This is a genomic window from Cupriavidus sp. JZ107 (assembly GCF_053903255.1).
This window is the reverse complement of the sequence record NZ_CP096481.1, coordinates 2216377-2232354: the sequence shown is the minus strand read 5'-3', so window position 1 is coordinate 2232354 and position 15978 is coordinate 2216377. Positions and strand designations below refer to the sequence as shown.

General features: G+C 70.0%; 15 protein-coding genes. 8 read left to right on the top strand and 7 right to left on the bottom strand.

The annotated features are described in order from the left end of the window. The first annotated feature begins 14 nt into the window (after positions 1 to 14). Together glnE and rrtA are read left to right on the top strand one after the other, a co-directional pair. Positions 15 to 2825 carry a bifunctional [glutamate--ammonia ligase]-adenylyl-L-tyrosine phosphorylase/[glutamate--ammonia-ligase] adenylyltransferase gene (gene glnE, locus M1D55_RS19730; protein ID WP_064573159.1) on the top strand — a complete coding sequence of 937 codons (2811 nt, stop codon included), beginning with the start codon at positions 15 to 17 and terminating at the stop codon, positions 2823 to 2825. A 90-nt stretch (positions 2826 to 2915) separates the two neighbouring features. Beyond that, complete coding sequence (gene rrtA, locus M1D55_RS19725; RefSeq protein ID WP_456282742.1) at positions 2916 to 3488, top strand: rhombosortase; 573 nt, start codon at positions 2916 to 2918, stop codon at positions 3486 to 3488. 16 nt (positions 3489 to 3504) lie between these two features. Here the strand turns inward: rrtA and M1D55_RS19720 are convergent, their stop codons facing one another. The 4 genes from M1D55_RS19720 to M1D55_RS19705 form a co-directional block, all read right to left on the bottom strand. Continuing rightward, positions 3505 to 5166 carry a S8 family peptidase gene (locus M1D55_RS19720; protein ID WP_456281649.1) on the bottom strand — a complete coding sequence of 554 codons (1662 nt, stop codon included), beginning with the start codon at positions 5164 to 5166 and terminating at the stop codon, positions 3505 to 3507. 193 nt (positions 5167 to 5359) lie between these two features. Further along, positions 5360 to 5863 (bottom strand): hypothetical protein, encoded by a 504-nt coding sequence (locus M1D55_RS19715; RefSeq protein ID WP_456281648.1) that lies wholly within the window; start codon positions 5861 to 5863, stop codon positions 5360 to 5362. 80 nt (positions 5864 to 5943) lie between these two features. Continuing rightward, entirely contained in the window at positions 5944 to 7662 is a 1719-nt protein-coding gene (gene recN / locus M1D55_RS19710) for a DNA repair protein RecN (RefSeq protein WP_064573163.1), read from the bottom strand. A gap of 83 nt (positions 7663 to 7745) precedes the next feature. Then, positions 7746 to 8663, bottom strand: coding sequence for an NAD kinase (locus tag M1D55_RS19705; RefSeq protein WP_456281647.1), 918 nt, complete (start codon positions 8661 to 8663; stop codon positions 7746 to 7748). Between the two features lie 102 nt (positions 8664 to 8765). Here M1D55_RS19705 and hrcA point away from each other — a divergent pair, with 102 nt between their 5' ends. The 3 genes from hrcA to M1D55_RS19690 all read left to right on the top strand — a co-directional run bounded on the left by hrcA (position 8766) and on the right by M1D55_RS19690 (position 11375). Continuing rightward, the gene (gene hrcA, locus M1D55_RS19700) at positions 8766 to 9803 is read left to right on the top strand and encodes a heat-inducible transcriptional repressor HrcA (protein ID WP_006576819.1); all 1038 of its coding nucleotides are present in this window, start codon (positions 8766 to 8768) and stop codon (positions 9801 to 9803) included. A 64-nt stretch (positions 9804 to 9867) separates the two neighbouring features. After that, complete coding sequence (hemH, locus tag M1D55_RS19695) at positions 9868 to 10983, top strand: ferrochelatase (RefSeq protein ID WP_023263767.1); 1116 nt, start codon at positions 9868 to 9870, stop codon at positions 10981 to 10983. Continuing rightward, positions 10980 to 11375: an RNA-binding S4 domain-containing protein gene (locus M1D55_RS19690; RefSeq protein WP_006576818.1), complete on the top strand. Its 396-nt coding sequence runs from the start codon at positions 10980 to 10982 to the stop codon at positions 11373 to 11375. Before hemH ends, M1D55_RS19690 begins: the two co-directional genes overlap by 4 nt. 13 nt (positions 11376 to 11388) lie before the next feature. Here the strand turns inward: M1D55_RS19690 and M1D55_RS19685 are convergent, their stop codons facing one another. Next, on the bottom strand, positions 11389 to 11586 hold the full coding sequence (locus M1D55_RS19685) for a hypothetical protein (RefSeq protein WP_006576817.1): 198 nt from the start codon (positions 11584 to 11586) through the stop codon (positions 11389 to 11391). Positions 11587 to 11850: 264 nt separating this feature from the next. Here M1D55_RS19685 and grpE point away from each other — a divergent pair, with 264 nt between their 5' ends. Both grpE and M1D55_RS19675 read left to right on the top strand, forming a co-directional pair. After that, positions 11851 to 12438 carry a nucleotide exchange factor GrpE gene (gene grpE, locus M1D55_RS19680; protein WP_456281646.1) on the top strand — a complete coding sequence of 196 codons (588 nt, stop codon included), beginning with the start codon at positions 11851 to 11853 and terminating at the stop codon, positions 12436 to 12438. An 89-nt stretch (positions 12439 to 12527) separates the two neighbouring features. Next, positions 12528 to 12944 (top strand): thioredoxin family protein, encoded by a 417-nt coding sequence (locus M1D55_RS19675; protein WP_006576815.1) that lies wholly within the window; start codon positions 12528 to 12530, stop codon positions 12942 to 12944. A gap of 60 nt (positions 12945 to 13004) precedes the next feature. Here the strand turns inward: M1D55_RS19675 and M1D55_RS19670 are convergent, their stop codons facing one another. Then, on the bottom strand, positions 13005 to 14333 hold the full coding sequence (locus M1D55_RS19670; RefSeq protein ID WP_456282741.1) for a phospholipase A: 1329 nt from the start codon (positions 14331 to 14333) through the stop codon (positions 13005 to 13007). A 141-nt stretch (positions 14334 to 14474) separates the two neighbouring features. Then, positions 14475 to 14906: a DUF1841 family protein gene (locus M1D55_RS19665; protein WP_006576813.1), complete on the bottom strand. Its 432-nt coding sequence runs from the start codon at positions 14904 to 14906 to the stop codon at positions 14475 to 14477. 138 nt (positions 14907 to 15044) lie between these two features. Here M1D55_RS19665 and M1D55_RS19660 point away from each other — a divergent pair, with 138 nt between their 5' ends. Next, positions 15045 to 15977 carry a DMT family transporter gene (locus M1D55_RS19660; RefSeq protein ID WP_064573165.1) on the top strand — a complete coding sequence of 311 codons (933 nt, stop codon included), beginning with the start codon at positions 15045 to 15047 and terminating at the stop codon, positions 15975 to 15977. Position 15978: the final 1 nt, after the last annotated feature.

Below are 15978 nucleotides of genomic sequence, written 5' to 3'. Positions count from 1 at the left end.
GCGGCCTGGGCGGCATGGCCAGCGGCGCCTTCGCGCTGACCGCCGCGACCGGTCTCGATCCCGCCGATTGCGAGGGACACGCATTGTACTCGGCGGCCGCCTCGCACTACGTGCGGCGCATGATGCAGGCCCGGCCCGAACTGCCGGCGCTGGTCGCGCAAGCCAGCGCCGAGCCGCTGACGCGGGTCTGGATGGAAGCGCGGCTGACGGCGCTGCGGCAGCCCGCCGCCGATGCGGAGCAGGCGATCGGCCAGGCGCTGCGCCGGCTGCGCGCCGAGGTGATGTGCACCGTCATCGAGCGCGATCTGCGCGGCCTGGCCACGCTGGCCGAGGTGACCGGCGCGATGACGGACCTGGCCGAACTGTCGATCCAGCATGCGCTGGCCACGCTGACCGACGACATGGCACCGACCTTCGGCCGTCCCGTCGGCGAGCACAGCGGCGAGGTCCAGGAACTGATCGTGGTCGGCATGGGCAAGCTCGGAGGCCGCGAGCTGAATGTGTCGTCCGACATCGACCTGATCTTTCTGTACGACGAGGACGGCGATACGCAGGGCGGGCAGCGCAGTCTGTCGAACCACGAATATTTCACGCGTCTGGGCCGCCGCCTGATCAGCGTGCTGGCGGAAACCACGGCCGACGGCTATGTGTTCCGCGTCGACATGCGCCTGCGTCCCAATGGCGATGCCGGTCCGCTGGCCTGCAGCCTCGGCATGCTGGAGGAGTACCTGGTGGTACAGGGACGAGAATGGGAACGCTATGCCTGGATCAAGGGCCGCGTGGTGTCGTCGATCGCCACGCCGCACGCGCAGCGCGCGGCCGACCAGCTGGCGCGGCTGACCACGCCGTTCGTGTTCCGCCGCTATCTCGATTACGGCGTGATCGCCGCGATCCGCTCGCTGCATGCGCAGATCCGCGCCGAGGCCGCCAAGCGCAGCGGCGGCCTGGCCGGCCATGGCGTCAACCAGCGCTCGGCCGACATCAAGCTCGGGCGCGGCGGCATTCGCGAGATCGAATTCATGGCGCAGGTGTTCCAGCTGATCCGCGGCGGCCAGGACCTGGCGTTGCGCGCGCGGCCGACGCTGGAGGTGCTCGCGATCGCGGTCGAGCGCGGGCTGCTGCCGGCCGGGCAGGCGCTGCAGCTGTCCGATGCCTATCGCTTCCTGCGCCAGCTGGAACACCGGCTGCAGTATCGCGACGATGCGCAGACCCATCATCTGCCGACCAGCGACGAGGAACAGGCCGCGGTCGCGCGGATGATGGGCTGTCCGGACTGGCCCGCGCTGCTGGCTCGCCTGGCCGAGCTGCAGGAGCCGGTGGCGCAGCAGTTCGAGGTCACCTTCTCGGACCCGGAGCAGGGCCAGACGCCCGCCGAGACGCTGTGGCCGGCGCTGGCGCATGGCGACGACGAGGAGGCGCCGTGCGCGCGGCTCGCGCAGGCCGGCTATTCCGACTGTGGCGGGCTGCTCGAGCGGCTGCGCGCCACCGCGAGCTCGCCGCGCTATCGCGCGCTGTCCGAGCAGAGCCGGGCGCGCTTCGACCTGCTGGTCAATCGTGCGCTGGACCTGGCGGGGCGGCAGGACGACGCCGATGCCACCATCGCGCGCTTTCTCGACTTCTTCGATGCGATCAGCCGACGCGCGTCCTATCTGTCGCTGCTGTCCGAATATCCGCAGGCGATGGAGCGCGTCGCCCATACCCTGCACGCGTCGCGCTGGGCCGCCAGCTATCTGACGCGGCATCCGCAGCTGCTCGACGAATTGCTCGACGCCGAGGCGCTGGCCAGCGTGCCCGACTGGGAGGGTTTCCGCGCCCGGCTCGGCGAGCGCCTGCTGGCCGCCCACGGCCAGGTCGAGGCCCAGATGGATATCCTGCGCCGCGAGCACCATGCGGAGACCTTCCGCGTGCTGCTGCAGGACCTGCACGGCAGGCTGACGGTCGAGCAGATCGCCGATCGCCTGTCCGACCTGGCCGACGCGATGCTTGACGTCACGCTGACCGCAGTGTGGCAGCAGCTGCCGATGCGCCATCGCGACACGCCGCGCTTCGCGGTGATCGCCTACGGCCGGCTGGGCGGCAAGGAGCTCGGCTATGCGTCCGACCTCGACATCATCTTCCTGCACGACGACGAGGACGACGGCGCGGCCGAGATCTACGCAGCCTATGCGCGCCGCCTGATCACCTGGCTGACCAGCCATACCGCGGCGGGCATGCTGTTCGACGTCGACACGCGGTTGCGCCCGAACGGCGCCGCCGGGCTGCTGGTCACCAGCTTCGAGTCGTTCCGCCGCTATCAGCTGCGCCAGGGCGACAACACCGCCTGGGTCTGGGAGCATCAGGCGCTGACGCGCGCGCGCTTCTGCGCCGGCGATCGCGAACTCGGCGCGCGCTTCGAGCGGCTGCGCGAGGAGGTCCTGCGCCAGCCGCGCGATGCCGACACGCTGCGTCAGGAAATCGTCGCGATGCGGCACAAGGTGGCCGAAGGCCATCCGAACCGCGGCGACCGCTTCGACCTGAAGCACGATCGCGGCGGCATGGTCGACATCGAATTCACCGTGCAGTATCTGGTGCTGCTGCACAGCCGTGCCCATCCGGAGCTGACGCGCAACGCCGGCAATATCGCGCTGCTGCGGATGGCCGGGCAGCTCGGCCTGATCGACGCCACGCTGGCCGAATCGGTCGGCGACGCCTACCGGACCTTCCGCGCGCGCCAGCACAAGCTGCGGCTCGACGGCCAGGATCAGGCGCGCGTGCCGCCACAGACGATCGAGGCGCAGGCACGCGATGTGCGGGCGCTATGGCAGGCCGTGTTCGGCGAGGACTGAGCGCCGGTGGGCGTTGAGCACGACGGCGGCGCCCCGCCGGCCACGGCGCCGTCCTCGACATGGCGGCGCGCACTGCCGGCCCTGGGCGCGATGGCAGCGATCGGCGCGCTGTCGGCCGCATTTACCTTCGTGCCGTGGCTGCATGCGCACGGCCTCTATCTGCGCGATGCGCTGATGCTGCCCGGCGGCGACCGCCAATGGTGGCGGCTGCTGACCGCGATGTGGGTCCATCTGGATGGACGCCACTGGCTCGGCAATCTGCTGGCGGCGCTGGGCTTGCTGCTGCTGACGGGCCGTGCCGCCGGCGCACGGCAAATGCTGCTGGCCCTGGTGGTCTGTGGGGTCGCGGTGCAGGTCGCGCTGCTGTGGCAGCCCGCGGTGCGCTGGTATGGCGGCCTGTCGGGCGCGCTGCATGGACTGGCGGTCTGGGGCGCCTTGCGTCTGCTGGCGGCCGACCGCTGGTCGCGCGCGATCGGCGTTGCGCTCGCCGCCGGCGTGCTGCTCAAGCTGTGGGTCGAACAGTCGTGGCTCGCACCGGTGCGCTTCGACGCGGCATGGGGGTTTGGCGTGGTGCGGGCGGCCCATTCGGCCGGCGCGGTCGCCGGCTTCGGCTGGTGGCTCGCCCAACAGTGGTGGGCGCAGCGGCGCGCCGCCGGAGGCTAGCGCGCCGGCCTTCGATTCAACGTGGCTCCCGACGGCGACGGCCCGCGGGCAGCCACAGGCCGAACAGACCGGCCAGCGCCAGTGCCGCGCCGCCCCACAGCGGCACGGCACCGCCGCCGCCGCCATCGTCTCCACCACCGCCATTGCCGCCGCCGGTGCCGCCGCCGGTGCCCGGCGCCGGTGCCGGCGGAAGCGGCGCTCCGGCCGCCGCCAGCAGCGCGCGATCGGCGTCCAGCAGGCCGGCTCCGCACGTGTTCGTATTGCTGCCGGTCGTGCAATAGGTATTGGCCGGGTGCGGGCGCGCGCTGCTCTTGAGCAGCTCCGTCACTTGCGCCGTCGACAGGTTGCCATTGACCGCCAGCATCAGCGAGGCCACGCCCGACACCATCGGCGCCGCAAAGCTCGTGCCTTGCGAGTTCACCAGCGTGTAGTTGCGCGCCGTCGTTTCGCCATCGTTGCTCAGCGTGCGGATCGTCGACGGCGGGGCCAGGCAGGTGTTGTTCGACACCTTGCTGTTGGCGCAGCCGCCGCCCGGCGCGCTGATCGCGATCTGCGGGCCGACGTTGGCATAGCTGGCGTTTTCGCCGTCGTTGACATGGGCGGTCACCGCGATCACGCCGCGGCAGTCGGCCGGCGCTTCGACCGCGCCGGCGCTGTTGCCGGCGGCGGCCACCACGACGACGCCGCGCGCGGCCAGTTCATCGACGGCCTGCTGCTCGAAGGTGCTGCAGCTGCCGGCGCCGAGGCTGATATTGACCACGCGTGCCGGCGTCGGGTTGTTCGGCACGTTCGGCACCGGCAGGCCGCCGGCCCAGCGCATCGCGTCGACGGTATCGGACAGCAGCGCGCCGCAGCGGCCGGAGACGCGCAGCGGCTGGATGCGGGCGCTCCAGTCGACCCCGGCGACGTCCTGGCCGTTGTTGGTCACCGCACCGAGCACGCTGGCGACGCGGGTGCCATGCCAGGTGCTGGGCCGCAGGTTCGGCGCGGCCGGCATGCCGGGACAGGCAAAGCCCTGCGGCACGAAGTCGCCGGCGTCGGTCGGATCGCCGTCGCGGCCGTCGCCGTCCTGCGAAAACTGCGGATCGGCGATGAAGTCATAGCCGGCGACCAGCCGCGCGGCCAGGTCCGGATGCCGCAGCACGCCGGTATCGACCACCGCGATCACCAGGTTTTCATTGCCGCGCGAACGGTCCCAGGCCGCGGGCAGATTCGCGGCACCGGGCACCAGTGAAGGCGAGCCCAGATAGGGCTGGTTGATGGCGAATTCGGGATCGTTGGGGACCGTGTCGTGCGGCCGCAGCCAGCGGTCCGGCACCGCGTCGGCGACGCGCGGATCCTGGCGCAGCTGCGCGGCCACCGCCTCGGGATCGGCGCCCTTGCCGGCCGGCACGCCGAGCAGCGCCAGGTTGCCGCCCATCTGCCGCTTGACGGTCAGCCCGATGCCGGTCTGCTCGGCCACCTTGCGCACCTGTTCGGCGGCGGCCTCGGCCGGCATCAGCGCGCTGCCGGCCGGGGCATCCTTCCAGCGGACGATGATGTTGCCGCTGTAGACCGGTGCCGGACGGGCGTCCGGATTCGGGGCGGCCATCGCGGCCGAGGGGGGCAGCAGGGCGCCTGCCGAGATGGCGGCGGCCAGGACCAGACGCAGGGCGACGGGCGGAATCGAACGCGGCATGAACACCTCCGGGAAGGGCGAAGCCGGGGTGCAGCGGCCGGCGCTCGCGGGCATGTGGCTAAACGATAGTCACGGGAATGCGGTCGGGCAATCGGCGGCCGTCCGACAGCGCACGCTATCGGGGTGACGTTCGGGGCGGTTCGCTTGCCTCGATCCGCTTCTCGATCGGTTAACGGCCGCCGGCGCTGCGTCTTCAGTCGGCCGGCATGTCGCGCCCGGTCGGCTTGGGCCGGCTGGGCGTCAGGCGGCGGTCCGCCTCTGCCGCCTCGATCCGCGGCAGCGCGCGCAGCGTGGTGACCGCCTCCTCGATGGTGGCCTCCGGCGATGGCGAGATCGCGGTGACGAGCCAGGTGCCGCCCGACATCGGCCGCTTGACGACGAAGCGGATCGGTCCCTTGGCCTGGGCCAGCAGTTCGCCGGCCTGCAGCGAGGTATCGACGGCCGGCGGCGTGAAGCGCACTAGGATGTCGCCGACCGCGCGGTCGTCGGTGATGCTGCCCGGCGGGGGGACGGCCGGCTTCGAGCTGCAGGCGGCGGCCAGCGCCAGGCCGCACAGCGCCACCGCCAGTGTCAGCCGGCGCGTGGTGCGGCGCGCAGGTCGGCTCACCGGGCGGCTCACCGGGCGGCGCGCCGCGCCGGCGGCGCCGGTCGTGGCGGACGGATCGTCGAGGGACGAGGGCGGCTTGGCGAAGAGCATGGGGTTTCCTGTGTCGGTGCGATTGATTGTTGCGAGTCGATGGTGCGTCGGCGCGTCGGTGCGGCCGTGCGCCGCCGGCGTCAGCTCGCCGCGCGGCGCGCGCGCCGGCCTTCCTTGGCCGCCGGCACGCCGCGCGCACCCTGCGCCAGCATTTCCTCCGCATGTTGCAGCGTGGTGGCGGTCACCGTCGCGCCGCCCAGCATGCGCGCGGTCTCGACCACGCGGCCGGCGGCGTCGAGCACGCGGATCTGCGAGCGCGTCACGGCCTCGCCGCCATCGCTGACGGTCTCCTTGCTGACCAGCAGATGCGTGCCGGCCTGCGCGGCGACCTGCGGCAGGTGGGTCACGCACAGTACCTGGCGGGCGCGGCCCAGTTCCTGCAGCCGGCGGCCGACCACCTCGGCGACCGCGCCGCCGATGCCGGTATCGACCTCGTCGAAGATCAGCGTCGGGGTCGGCGCGGCCTCGCTGGTGATCACCGAGATCGCCAGGCTGATCCGCGCCAGTTCGCCGCCCGATGCGACCTTGGCCAGCGGCCGCGCGCTGACGCCCGCATGGCCCGCGACCAGGAACTCGACCTGTTCGAGTCCATGGCTGGCACCTTCGTCGATCGGGTGCAGCGCCACGGTGAAGCTGCCGCCGGCCATCGACAGGCCCTGCATCGCCTCGGTGACCGCGGCCGACAGCCGCTCTGCGGCTTGGCGCCGGGCGTCGCTCAGGTGGCGCGCGATGGTCAGGTAGGCGGCGCGGGCCGCGGCCTCGCGCGCGGTGATCTTGTTCAGGTCCTGTGCGGCCTGCAGGTCGTCGAGCTGCTGGCGGCGCGCCAGCAATTCGTCGGGCAACTGTTCGGGCGGCACGCGGAACTTGCGCGCGGCGGTGTGCAGCGCCTGCATCCGCTCCTCGACGACCTGCAGCCGTTCGGGGTCGAGCTCGAGCCGGTCGACATAGCGGGTCAGCGAGTGGGCCGCTTCCTCGGCCTGCACCTCGGCCGCTTCCAGCGCGGTCACCACATCGCCCAGCGCGGGATCGACCTCGGCGAGCTGGCGCAGCCGGTGGACCATCGCATTGAGCGCGGACAGCACCGCGCCGTCGGCTTCGGACAGCCCGTCGAGCGCGGCGCGGCCGCCCTCGAGCAGATTGGCCGCGTGCGACAGCCGCTTGTGCTCGGCCTGGATCGCCTCCCATTCATCGGGCTGCGGCGCCAGCTTGTCGAGCTCGCCGACCTGCCATTCGAGCCGCTCGCGTTCGAGCTGCATCTCGCGCGACTGCTGTTCGACCGCCTCGCGCTGGCGCACGCAGGCGCGCCAGGTGCGCCAGGCCTCGGCGACCGCGGCCGACTGCGCGGTCAGGCCGGCATGCGCGTCGAGCAGCAGACGCTGCGCGTCCGGCCGCAGCAGCAGCTGATGCGCGTGCTGCCCGTGAATGTCGACCAGCTGGTCGCCGACCTCGCGCAGCTGCGCCAGCGTGGCCGCGTTGCCGTTGATGAAGGCCTTGCTGCGGCCGTTGGCATCGACGACGCGGCGCAGCAGCACGTTGCCGTCGTCCTCGGCCAGCGCCTGCTCGTTGAGCCAGGCGTCCAGCGCGGGGTGCGTGGAGAAGGTGGCGCTGACGCTGGCGCGCGCCGCGCCCTCGCGCACCACGCCGGCATCGGCGCGCTCGCCGAGCACCAGCGCCAGCGCATCGATCAGGATCGACTTGCCGGCACCGGTCTCGCCGGTGAACACGGTGAAGCCGGCGGAAAAGTCGAGGTCGAGCGTATCGACAATGACGAAATCGCGGATGGACAGGCTGCGCAGCATCTTCGGAGACGGAGGGCGGCGATGACTAGGGGAGGGATCGGGGCCGGCTGGGGCGGGCGGCAGACGATGCGGGACGCTTGCGCTCAGAGCCGGTTGTCTTCGGTCGGGTACTCGTGCCAGTGCAGCTTCTTGCGCAGCGTCGCGTAGTAGTTGTAGCCGACCGGGTGCAGCAGGTTGATGGTCTTGGCCGAGCGGCGCACCACGATGCGGTCGCCCGGCAGCAGCGAGGTCAGCGACTGCATGTCGAAGTTGACGCTGGCATCGCGCGCGGTGGCGACCTCGATCGACACCTCGGCGTCGTGCGGCAGCACGATCGGCCGGTTCGACAGCGCATGCGGGGCGATCGGCACCAGCACCAGTCCCGACAGCGTCGGATGCAGGATCGGCCCGCCGGCCGACAGCGCATAGGCGGTCGAACCGGTCGGCGTCGACACGATCAGGCCGTCCGAACGCTGGTTGTACATGAAGTAGCCGTCCACCGAGACCGCCAGCTCGACCATGCCGGAGATGCCCGAACGATTGACCACCACGTCGTTCAGGGCCAGCGCGGAGAAGATCACGGCCTCGTCGCGGATCACGCGCGATTCGAGCAGCATGCGGTTCTCGGGCTCGTAGTGGCCGCTGAGCATGGCCGGCAGCACCGATTGCACATCCTCCAGCGGGATGTCGGTCATGAAGCCGAGGCGGCCATGGTTGACGCCGATCAGCGGCACCGAGAAGCCGGCCAGCTGGCGCGCGATGCCGAGCAGCGTGCCGTCGCCGCCGAGCACCACCGCGACGTCGGCCTCGCGGCCGATCTCCTCGGCGGACAGCGCCGGGTAGTCCGTCAGGCCGGTCGCCAGCGCGGTCTCGCGTTCGAACACCACGTCCTGGCCGTTGCGCAGGATGCAGGCCGCCAGTTCCTCGAGCGGACCTTCGATGCCCGCGGTCGAATACCTGCCGACCAGGGCGACCGTGCGAAAGGGCGCGTGCGCGGCGCCGGACTTGGGGTGTGCAGACATGCCCGGATTAGACCATACCGCCATGACCATTGTCAGCACGGCCCGGGGGGCGAGTGCCAGAGCGAGCCCCACCGCGCAAAACTTGCGTAAAATCGGGACACCATGGACGAACGAGCGAAAACCCTTCTCAAGACCCTGATCGAGCGCTACATCGCCGAAGGGCAGCCGGTCGGCTCGCGTACGCTGTCGAAGTACTCGGGACTGGACCTGTCGCCGGCGACCATCCGCAACGTGATGTCGGACCTGGAAGAGATGGGCTTCATCGCCAGCCCGCACACGTCGGCGGGGCGCATTCCGACCCCGCGCGGCTACCGGTTGTTCGTCGATACCATGCTGACGGCCCAGCCGCTCGATACCCAGTTCGACCGCACCAAGCTGGCCGGTCTGATCCAGGGCGAACTCGGCGCGCAGGAGCAGAGCCCGCAGCGCATGATCACGTCGGCCGCGCGCACGCTGTCGAACCTGTCGCAGTTCGCCGGCGTGGTGATGACCCCGCGCCGCGCGCAGGCCTTCCGGCAGATCGAATTCATGCGCCTGTCCGACAAGCGCATCCTGTTGATCATCGTGACGCCGGAAGGGGACGTGCAGAACCGCATCATCCAGACCGAGCTGCCCTACAGCGCGTCGCAGCTGGTCGAGGCGGCCAATTTCATCAACACCCATTACGCCGGCATGCGCTTCGACACCGTGCGCGAGCGGCTGCGCGACGAACTGAAGGCGCTGCGCATCGACATGTCGGAACTGATGCAGGCCGCGGTCGAGGCCGGCAGCAGCGCGATGGCCGACGAGGACGAGCAGGTCTATATCTCGGGCGAACGCAAGCTGCTCGAGGTCGAGGACCTGGCCTCGAGCATGGACAAGCTGCGCCGGCTGTTCGACGTGTTCGAGCACAAGACCAGCCTGCTGCAGCTGCTCGATGTGTCGAGCCACGCCGAGGGCGTGCAGATCTTCATCGGCGGCGAGAGCCGGCTGGTGCCGCTCGAGGACATGGCCGTGATCACCGCGCCGTACGAGGTCGACGGCCAGATCGTCGGCACGCTGGGCGTGATCGGCCCGACGCGGATGGCCTATGACCGGGTGATCCCGATCGTCGATATCACGGCGCGGCTGCTGTCGAGCGCGCTGAGCAGCCAGAACTGATGGCGGCCAGGGCGGGCCGCCACGCGCAGGGCGGCCTTCGTGCCCCGGCGATACCGGAATCCCTATGACCTTTACCGCAGAACCGGCCTACCGCCATGGGCAGGCGCCCCGCACGGCGATCCTGCTGATCAACCTGGGCACGCCGGACGAGCCGACCCCCAAGGCGGTCGGCCGCTACCTGAAACAGTTCCTGTCCGATCCGCGCGTGGTCGAGATTCCGCGCGCGGCCTGGTTGCCGGTGCTGTACGGGCTGATCCTGCCGCTGCGCTCGCGCGCGTCGGCGCTGAAGTACGAATCGATCTGGCTGCGCGAGGCGCACCGGACCGGCTCGCCGCTGCTGGTCCATACCGAGCGGCAGGCGCATGCGCTGCAGCAGCTGCTGGCGCAGCAGGGGCATGACGTGACGGTGGCCTGCGCGATGCGCTACGGCAACCCGTCGATCCCTTCGGTGATGGAGGCGCTGCGTCGCCAGGGCTGCGAGCGCATCCTGGCGCTGCCGATGTACCCGCAGTATTCCGGCACCACCACCGCGACCGCGTTTGACGAACTGTTTCGCGTGCTCGGCGAATGGCGCAATCAGCCCGAACTGCGGCTGGTCAAACATTTTCACGACCACCCGGCCTATCTGGGCGCGCTGCACCAGCAGGTCGGCGCCTACTGGGCCCAGCATGGGGCCCCGGATTTCGCGCGCGGCGACCGGCTGATCCTGTCCTTCCACGGCGTGCCGCGGCGCACGCTCGAGCTGGGCGATCCGTATCACTGCGAATGCCTGAAGACAGGCCGCATGCTGGGCGAGGCGCTGGGCTTGCAGCCCGGCCAGTACCAGGTCACGTTCCAGTCGCGCTTCGGCAAGGCAGAGTGGCTGCAGCCCTATACGGCGCCGACGCTGACCGAGCTGGGCAAGGTCGGCACCGCGCGGGTCGACGTATTCTGCCCGGGCTTTCCGGCCGACTGCATCGAGACGCTGGAGGAGATCGCGATGGAAGGACAGTCCGAATTCAAGGTCGCCGGCGGCAAGGAATTCCACTTCATTCCGTGCCTGAACGATGCGCCGTTCTGGATCACCGCGCTGTCGGAGATCGCGCTGCAGCATATGCAGGGCTGGCCGTTGCGCCTGCCGCATGCGCACGAACTGGAAGCGAGGCGCTCGCTGGCGCAGGCAAGGGGGGCCGCGGCATGAATCCGTCGTACGAGGACGATGCGCGGCAGCGGATCGACAAGTGGCTGTGGTGCGCGCGCTTCTTCAAGACCCGTTCGCTGGCGGCCGAGGCCGTCGAGCGGGGCCGGGTAGAGGTCAACGGGCAGCCATGCAAGAATTCGCGCGAGGTCAAGCCGGGCGACACCGTGCGCATCGACGCCCATCAGCAGCGCTGGGAGCTGGTGGTCAAGGGCATCGCCCCGGCCCGCGGGCCGGCGTCCGTTGCGCAGACGCTCTATGAGGAAACCGAGGAGAGCCGGACGCGGCGCGCCGCGGAGGCCGAGCGGCGGCGTCTCCATGTCGAGCCGGCGTCGCAACTGCAAGGGCGCCCGACCAAGCGGGACCGCCGCCGCATCGACGGCTTCAAAGGGTAAGCCGCTGCAATGTTCAGCGGGAGTACTGGATGATGTATTGGCGCAGCGCGGGATCGGCACCGCCGGCCACGCTGTCGCGTGGGGTCAGCCCATCGGAGAGCCAGACGAAGACGGTCAGCGCCGCCACGGAAAGAAGAACCAGCAGCGTGAACAGCGAGAACTTCGGAGAGAACTTCGGCGTTTTGTTGGACGGCTTCGGCAGCTTGCGCATGGCCTTACCCCGGCAGGAAGGACTGCAATAGGAGACGGCACCCCGGCAGTGTTGTCGTTTTTTTGGATTTATCTTAGAAGCTGCACTGCAGCAAAGCAATTTCACTTCTCGCAGCACTGGTTTAAGTTTGTAAGCTGATGTTTCGTTGCAGATGTCCATCCGCTCTTGAAATATCGGCTTGGCGCCACCAGTTGCCAGCTGAATTCCGATTGACCCCAGGCGGACCGCCCTGTGCGGCCGCAACTTGTTCTGAAACGGATCGACATGGAAGACCAGAAGCAAACGCCATCCAACACGCCGCCGACCTCGCCCGCCGACCAGGCCGCCGAAGCGCAAGCCGCGCAATCGGCCACGCCCAATCCATCGGCAGAGCCCGCCGCCGCCGCGGATGACGCGTCGCAGTTTGCCGCGCAGTTGGCGGCACTGGAAGCCAAGGCACGCGAGAACTACGACCTGTATCTGCGTGCCGTCGCCGAGTCCGAGAACATCCGGCGCCGCGCGCAGGAGGACGTGGCCAAGGCGCACAAGTTCGCCATCGAAAGCTTCGCCGAGCATCTGTTGCCGGTGATGGACAGCCTGCAGGCCGCGCTGGCCGATGGATCGGGCGATATCGGCAAGCTGCGCGAGGGCGTCGAACTGACCGCCAAGCAACTGGCCAGCGCCTTCGAGAAGGGCCGCATGGTCGAACTGAATCCGGTCGGCGAGAAGTTCGACCCGCATCGGCACCAGGCGATTTCGATGGTGCCGTCGGAGCAGGAACCGAACACGGTGGTGGCCGTGCTGCAGCGCGGCTATCTGATCGCGGACCGCGTGCTGCGGCCCGCATTGGTGACGGTGGCTGCGCCGAAGTAAGGGGCGGCGGGCAGACCGGCCTGCCACCGATGCGCAGCCACGCCCGGCGCCGTGTCGGCACCGGGCGTTCTCGTTTGTGGAGAAATGCGATGCCTTACCCGTTCGGCGCAGCGCCGGCGCCCCATACGGATCACCGCGCGTTCGAGGCCTTTGGCATGCGCGCGGTCGATCATGACACCATCGACGACGCGCTCGCGGCCGCCGGTGACGAGCTGGTCTGCGTGTTCTTCTGGGGCGAGGACTGCTACAACTGCGAGATGGCCAAGAAGGCCATGCTGGCCAACCCGGACCCGCTGCGCGCGCTCGATCTGCACTGGCTGCATGCCGACGTCTACACGCATCCGGCGCTGGGACGGCGCTTCGGGCTGTACGGCATCCCGGTGTTCATGTTCTTCCACCGCGGCAAGAAGCTGGGCCGCGCCACGGGCTGGCACGGCATCGGACAGTTCTCCGCGGCGGTCGCCAACGCGCGGCTGAAGGCGAGCGGCAAGCCGCTGGCCGGATGACGGATCCGCCGCTGCCTCGGCTGCGCGGCCCGGCACCGGCCCAGCGGCCCAGCCAGCGGATCAGCGGTTCAGTGAATAGCCGATGCGGAACTGCCAGGGCGTCTTGCGGTTGTAGTCCAGCAGGCTCTCGCCATAGCCGACGAAGTAGCCCGCCATCAGGTAGCCGGCAGTGCCCGGTATCAGCCGGCCCATCGGGTAGGTGAACTGCGCATCCACGCTGCCGTACCACTGGCGCGTGCCCTTGCGCACCGTCGCCGCCAGCTCCCACGAATCGGGTTTGCCGTAGGCGACCCGCAGATCCATATAGCCGCGGTAGCGCGCGATATCGCTGTTGTCGCTCTTCTCCAGGTAGTAGTAGAGCTTGGGCGTCACGGTCCAGTGCCAGTCGTCCGGCTCGCCGAAGTGGAAGGTCGGCTTCAGGAACAGCGTATTGATGCTGCGCGACTGGTCGCCGTCGCGGCCGTTCGACTCGTGCTCGAGGCCGGTGGCCACCGACAGCCGGCTGATCCAGCGATTGCGCACGCCGGTATCGGACAGGTAGTAGAAGATGCTGGGCCGGTAGTTGGTGTCGTGGAAGGGCTTCGACTCCTCCGACAGATCCCACAGAGAGAACTGCGTGTAGCCCAGGTACAGGTTGTCCAGCCAGTAGCGCGAATTCGGGTCGCGGCCTTCGAAGATCCGGTACTTGAAGCTGAACTGGAACTTGGCGTTGGCGCCGCCGTGCGCGCCGACCGCGTAGTACATCGGATCGTTGAAGGTCAGGCGGCTGCCGCCGGTGAGGATCGGCTGATCGTAGACGGGCTGGCCCGGTCCGTTCGGCTGGAGCACCGGCTCGACCGGCGTCGCGGCGACATCGGCATGCTGATCGCCCTCGTCAGCCGGCGTGGCGGCGGCGGTGGCCGGCGCTGCAGAGGTGGATGGCGTCGCCGCGGTGGCGGGCGGCGTGAGCCCCGACTGATTCAGCGTCACCAGCACCGGCGCGGCGTCCAGGCCCACCGGATCCAGCCGGATCTGGCCGCGCAGCGTCGGCGGGATCTCGCCCTGGTATTGGATCGTGCGATTCTCGCCGCGGCGCAGGCGCACCGTGGACGGCCCCGGCGTGATCCGGCGCATCGTGATGCGCACCGGCGCCAGCATTTCGGGCGAGGCCACCACTTCCAGCGTGTCGGGCACCAGATAGCTGCGGTTGGCCGTGTCGGCGGTCACCAGCAGCGTCAGCCGCAGCGGCTGCGCGCCGTCCAGTACGCGGGGAGGCTGCAGCAGCGCGATCGCGGCATCGGCGGAGGGCGCGTACAGGGCGGCGAGCGCGACGGAGATCGCGGAGACGGCGGCGGCGGGCGCGAGCAGGCGCGGACGACGGCCCGCGGACGGGGTTCGGAGCAACGGCATCATCGGAGATTGTTTGGCGTGCCGTGCCGGATACGACGCTTGGCACGGCCGAGAATGGCAACGCGGCAAAGCCTAGCACGGGGCCGGCCGCGCTGGCTGTGACGATTTGTACCGGCCGGTCGGCCGGCACCGGGCGGGAGGTCAGCCGCGCGCGCGGCGCTGGACGCAGGCGATGTAGTGCTCGCCGTCGGGCGGCAGGCCGCTGCGCTGCGACTGCCACAGCATCTCGCCGAGGCATTCCATCATCTGGTGATGCGCCTCGTGCGGCGAATCGAGCCGGCGCGCCAGCTGTTCGAAGGCCTGGCGGATGCCGCGCGGCTGGTCGACCGATACCTGCTCGGCGATCGACAGATGCATGGCCAGATGCAGGAAGGGGTTGGTCTGCCCGCGTTCGGGCGTGAATTCCTCGGCGACCGCCGCCTCGGCATCGGCCAACTGGTCGTGGTATTCGGGATGGGCGCGGATCCAGTCGACGGCGATCGCCTCGAGCGGCGTCAGCACGTCGTTGGCGCCCTGCTTGCGCCAGGCTTCGCAAAAGAACCGGCGGACTTCTTCACGGGAGGGATTGAACATGATGGGGCGGATTGTAAACGACGGTCCGCGGACTTGCCGGCCGCGCCCTCCGCTCGATGGAGCGCCACTGTGCCGCAGGGGCCGCATGCCGACTAGAATGCGGGATCGTTGACCTCGCCATCGGGCCGGCCTCCCTCCATGACCGCTTCCCCACGCTCATCGACCCCGCTGCGGCATGCCGGCGACAAGCTCGCCGGCGTGCTGCTGATCGCGATCTCGGCCAGCGCCTTCGGCGCGATGGCGATCTTCGCGCGCTTTGCCTATGACGCGGGTGCCGACGTCTATGGCCTGCTGTCGGTGCGCTTCGTGCTGGCCGCGATCGCGCTGGCGGCGGTGATGCGCTGGCAGCGGATCGCGCTGCCGCCGTGGCCGCGCGTGCTGGCGTTGGCGGCAATGGGCGGCATCGGCTATGTCGGCCAGTCGTTCTGCTTCTTCAGCGCGTTGAACCATGCGCAGGCGAGCCTGGTCGCGCTGCTGCTGTATCTGTATCCGGTCTTCGTCACGGTGATGGCGGCACTGTTCCTGAAGGAGAAGCTGACCGGCGCGGCGGTGACCGCGCTGGTGCTGTGCTCGGTCGGCGCGGGACTGACCGTCGGCGGCGGGCAGGGCAGTGCGCTCGGCATCGGCCTGGGGCTGGCGTCGGCGCTGATCTATTCGATCTACATCATCGTCGGCGCGCGCTTGACGCCCGGCGTGCATCCGGTGGCGACCACCACGGTGGTCTGCATCGCGGCCGCGGTCGTCTATGTCGGCGCCGCGCTGGCCCGCGCGGCGGCCGGCGTGCCGCCGCAGTTTCCGGCCGATGCCGGCGGCTGGCTGGCGTTGGCGGCCATCGCGCTGCTGTCGACGGTGCTGGCGATCCTGACCTTCTTCGCCGGCCTGCAACGGCTCGGCGCGGCGCAGGCCTCGATGCTGTCCACGCTCGAGCCGGTGGTCACGGTACTGCTGGCCGCGCTGCTGCTCGGCGAGCAGATCGGCATGACCCAGGCGATCGGCGGCGGGCTGATCCTGGCTGGCGTGCTGTGGCTGACCCGCAAGGGCACGGCCCCGGCGCCTGTACAACAAAATTGAA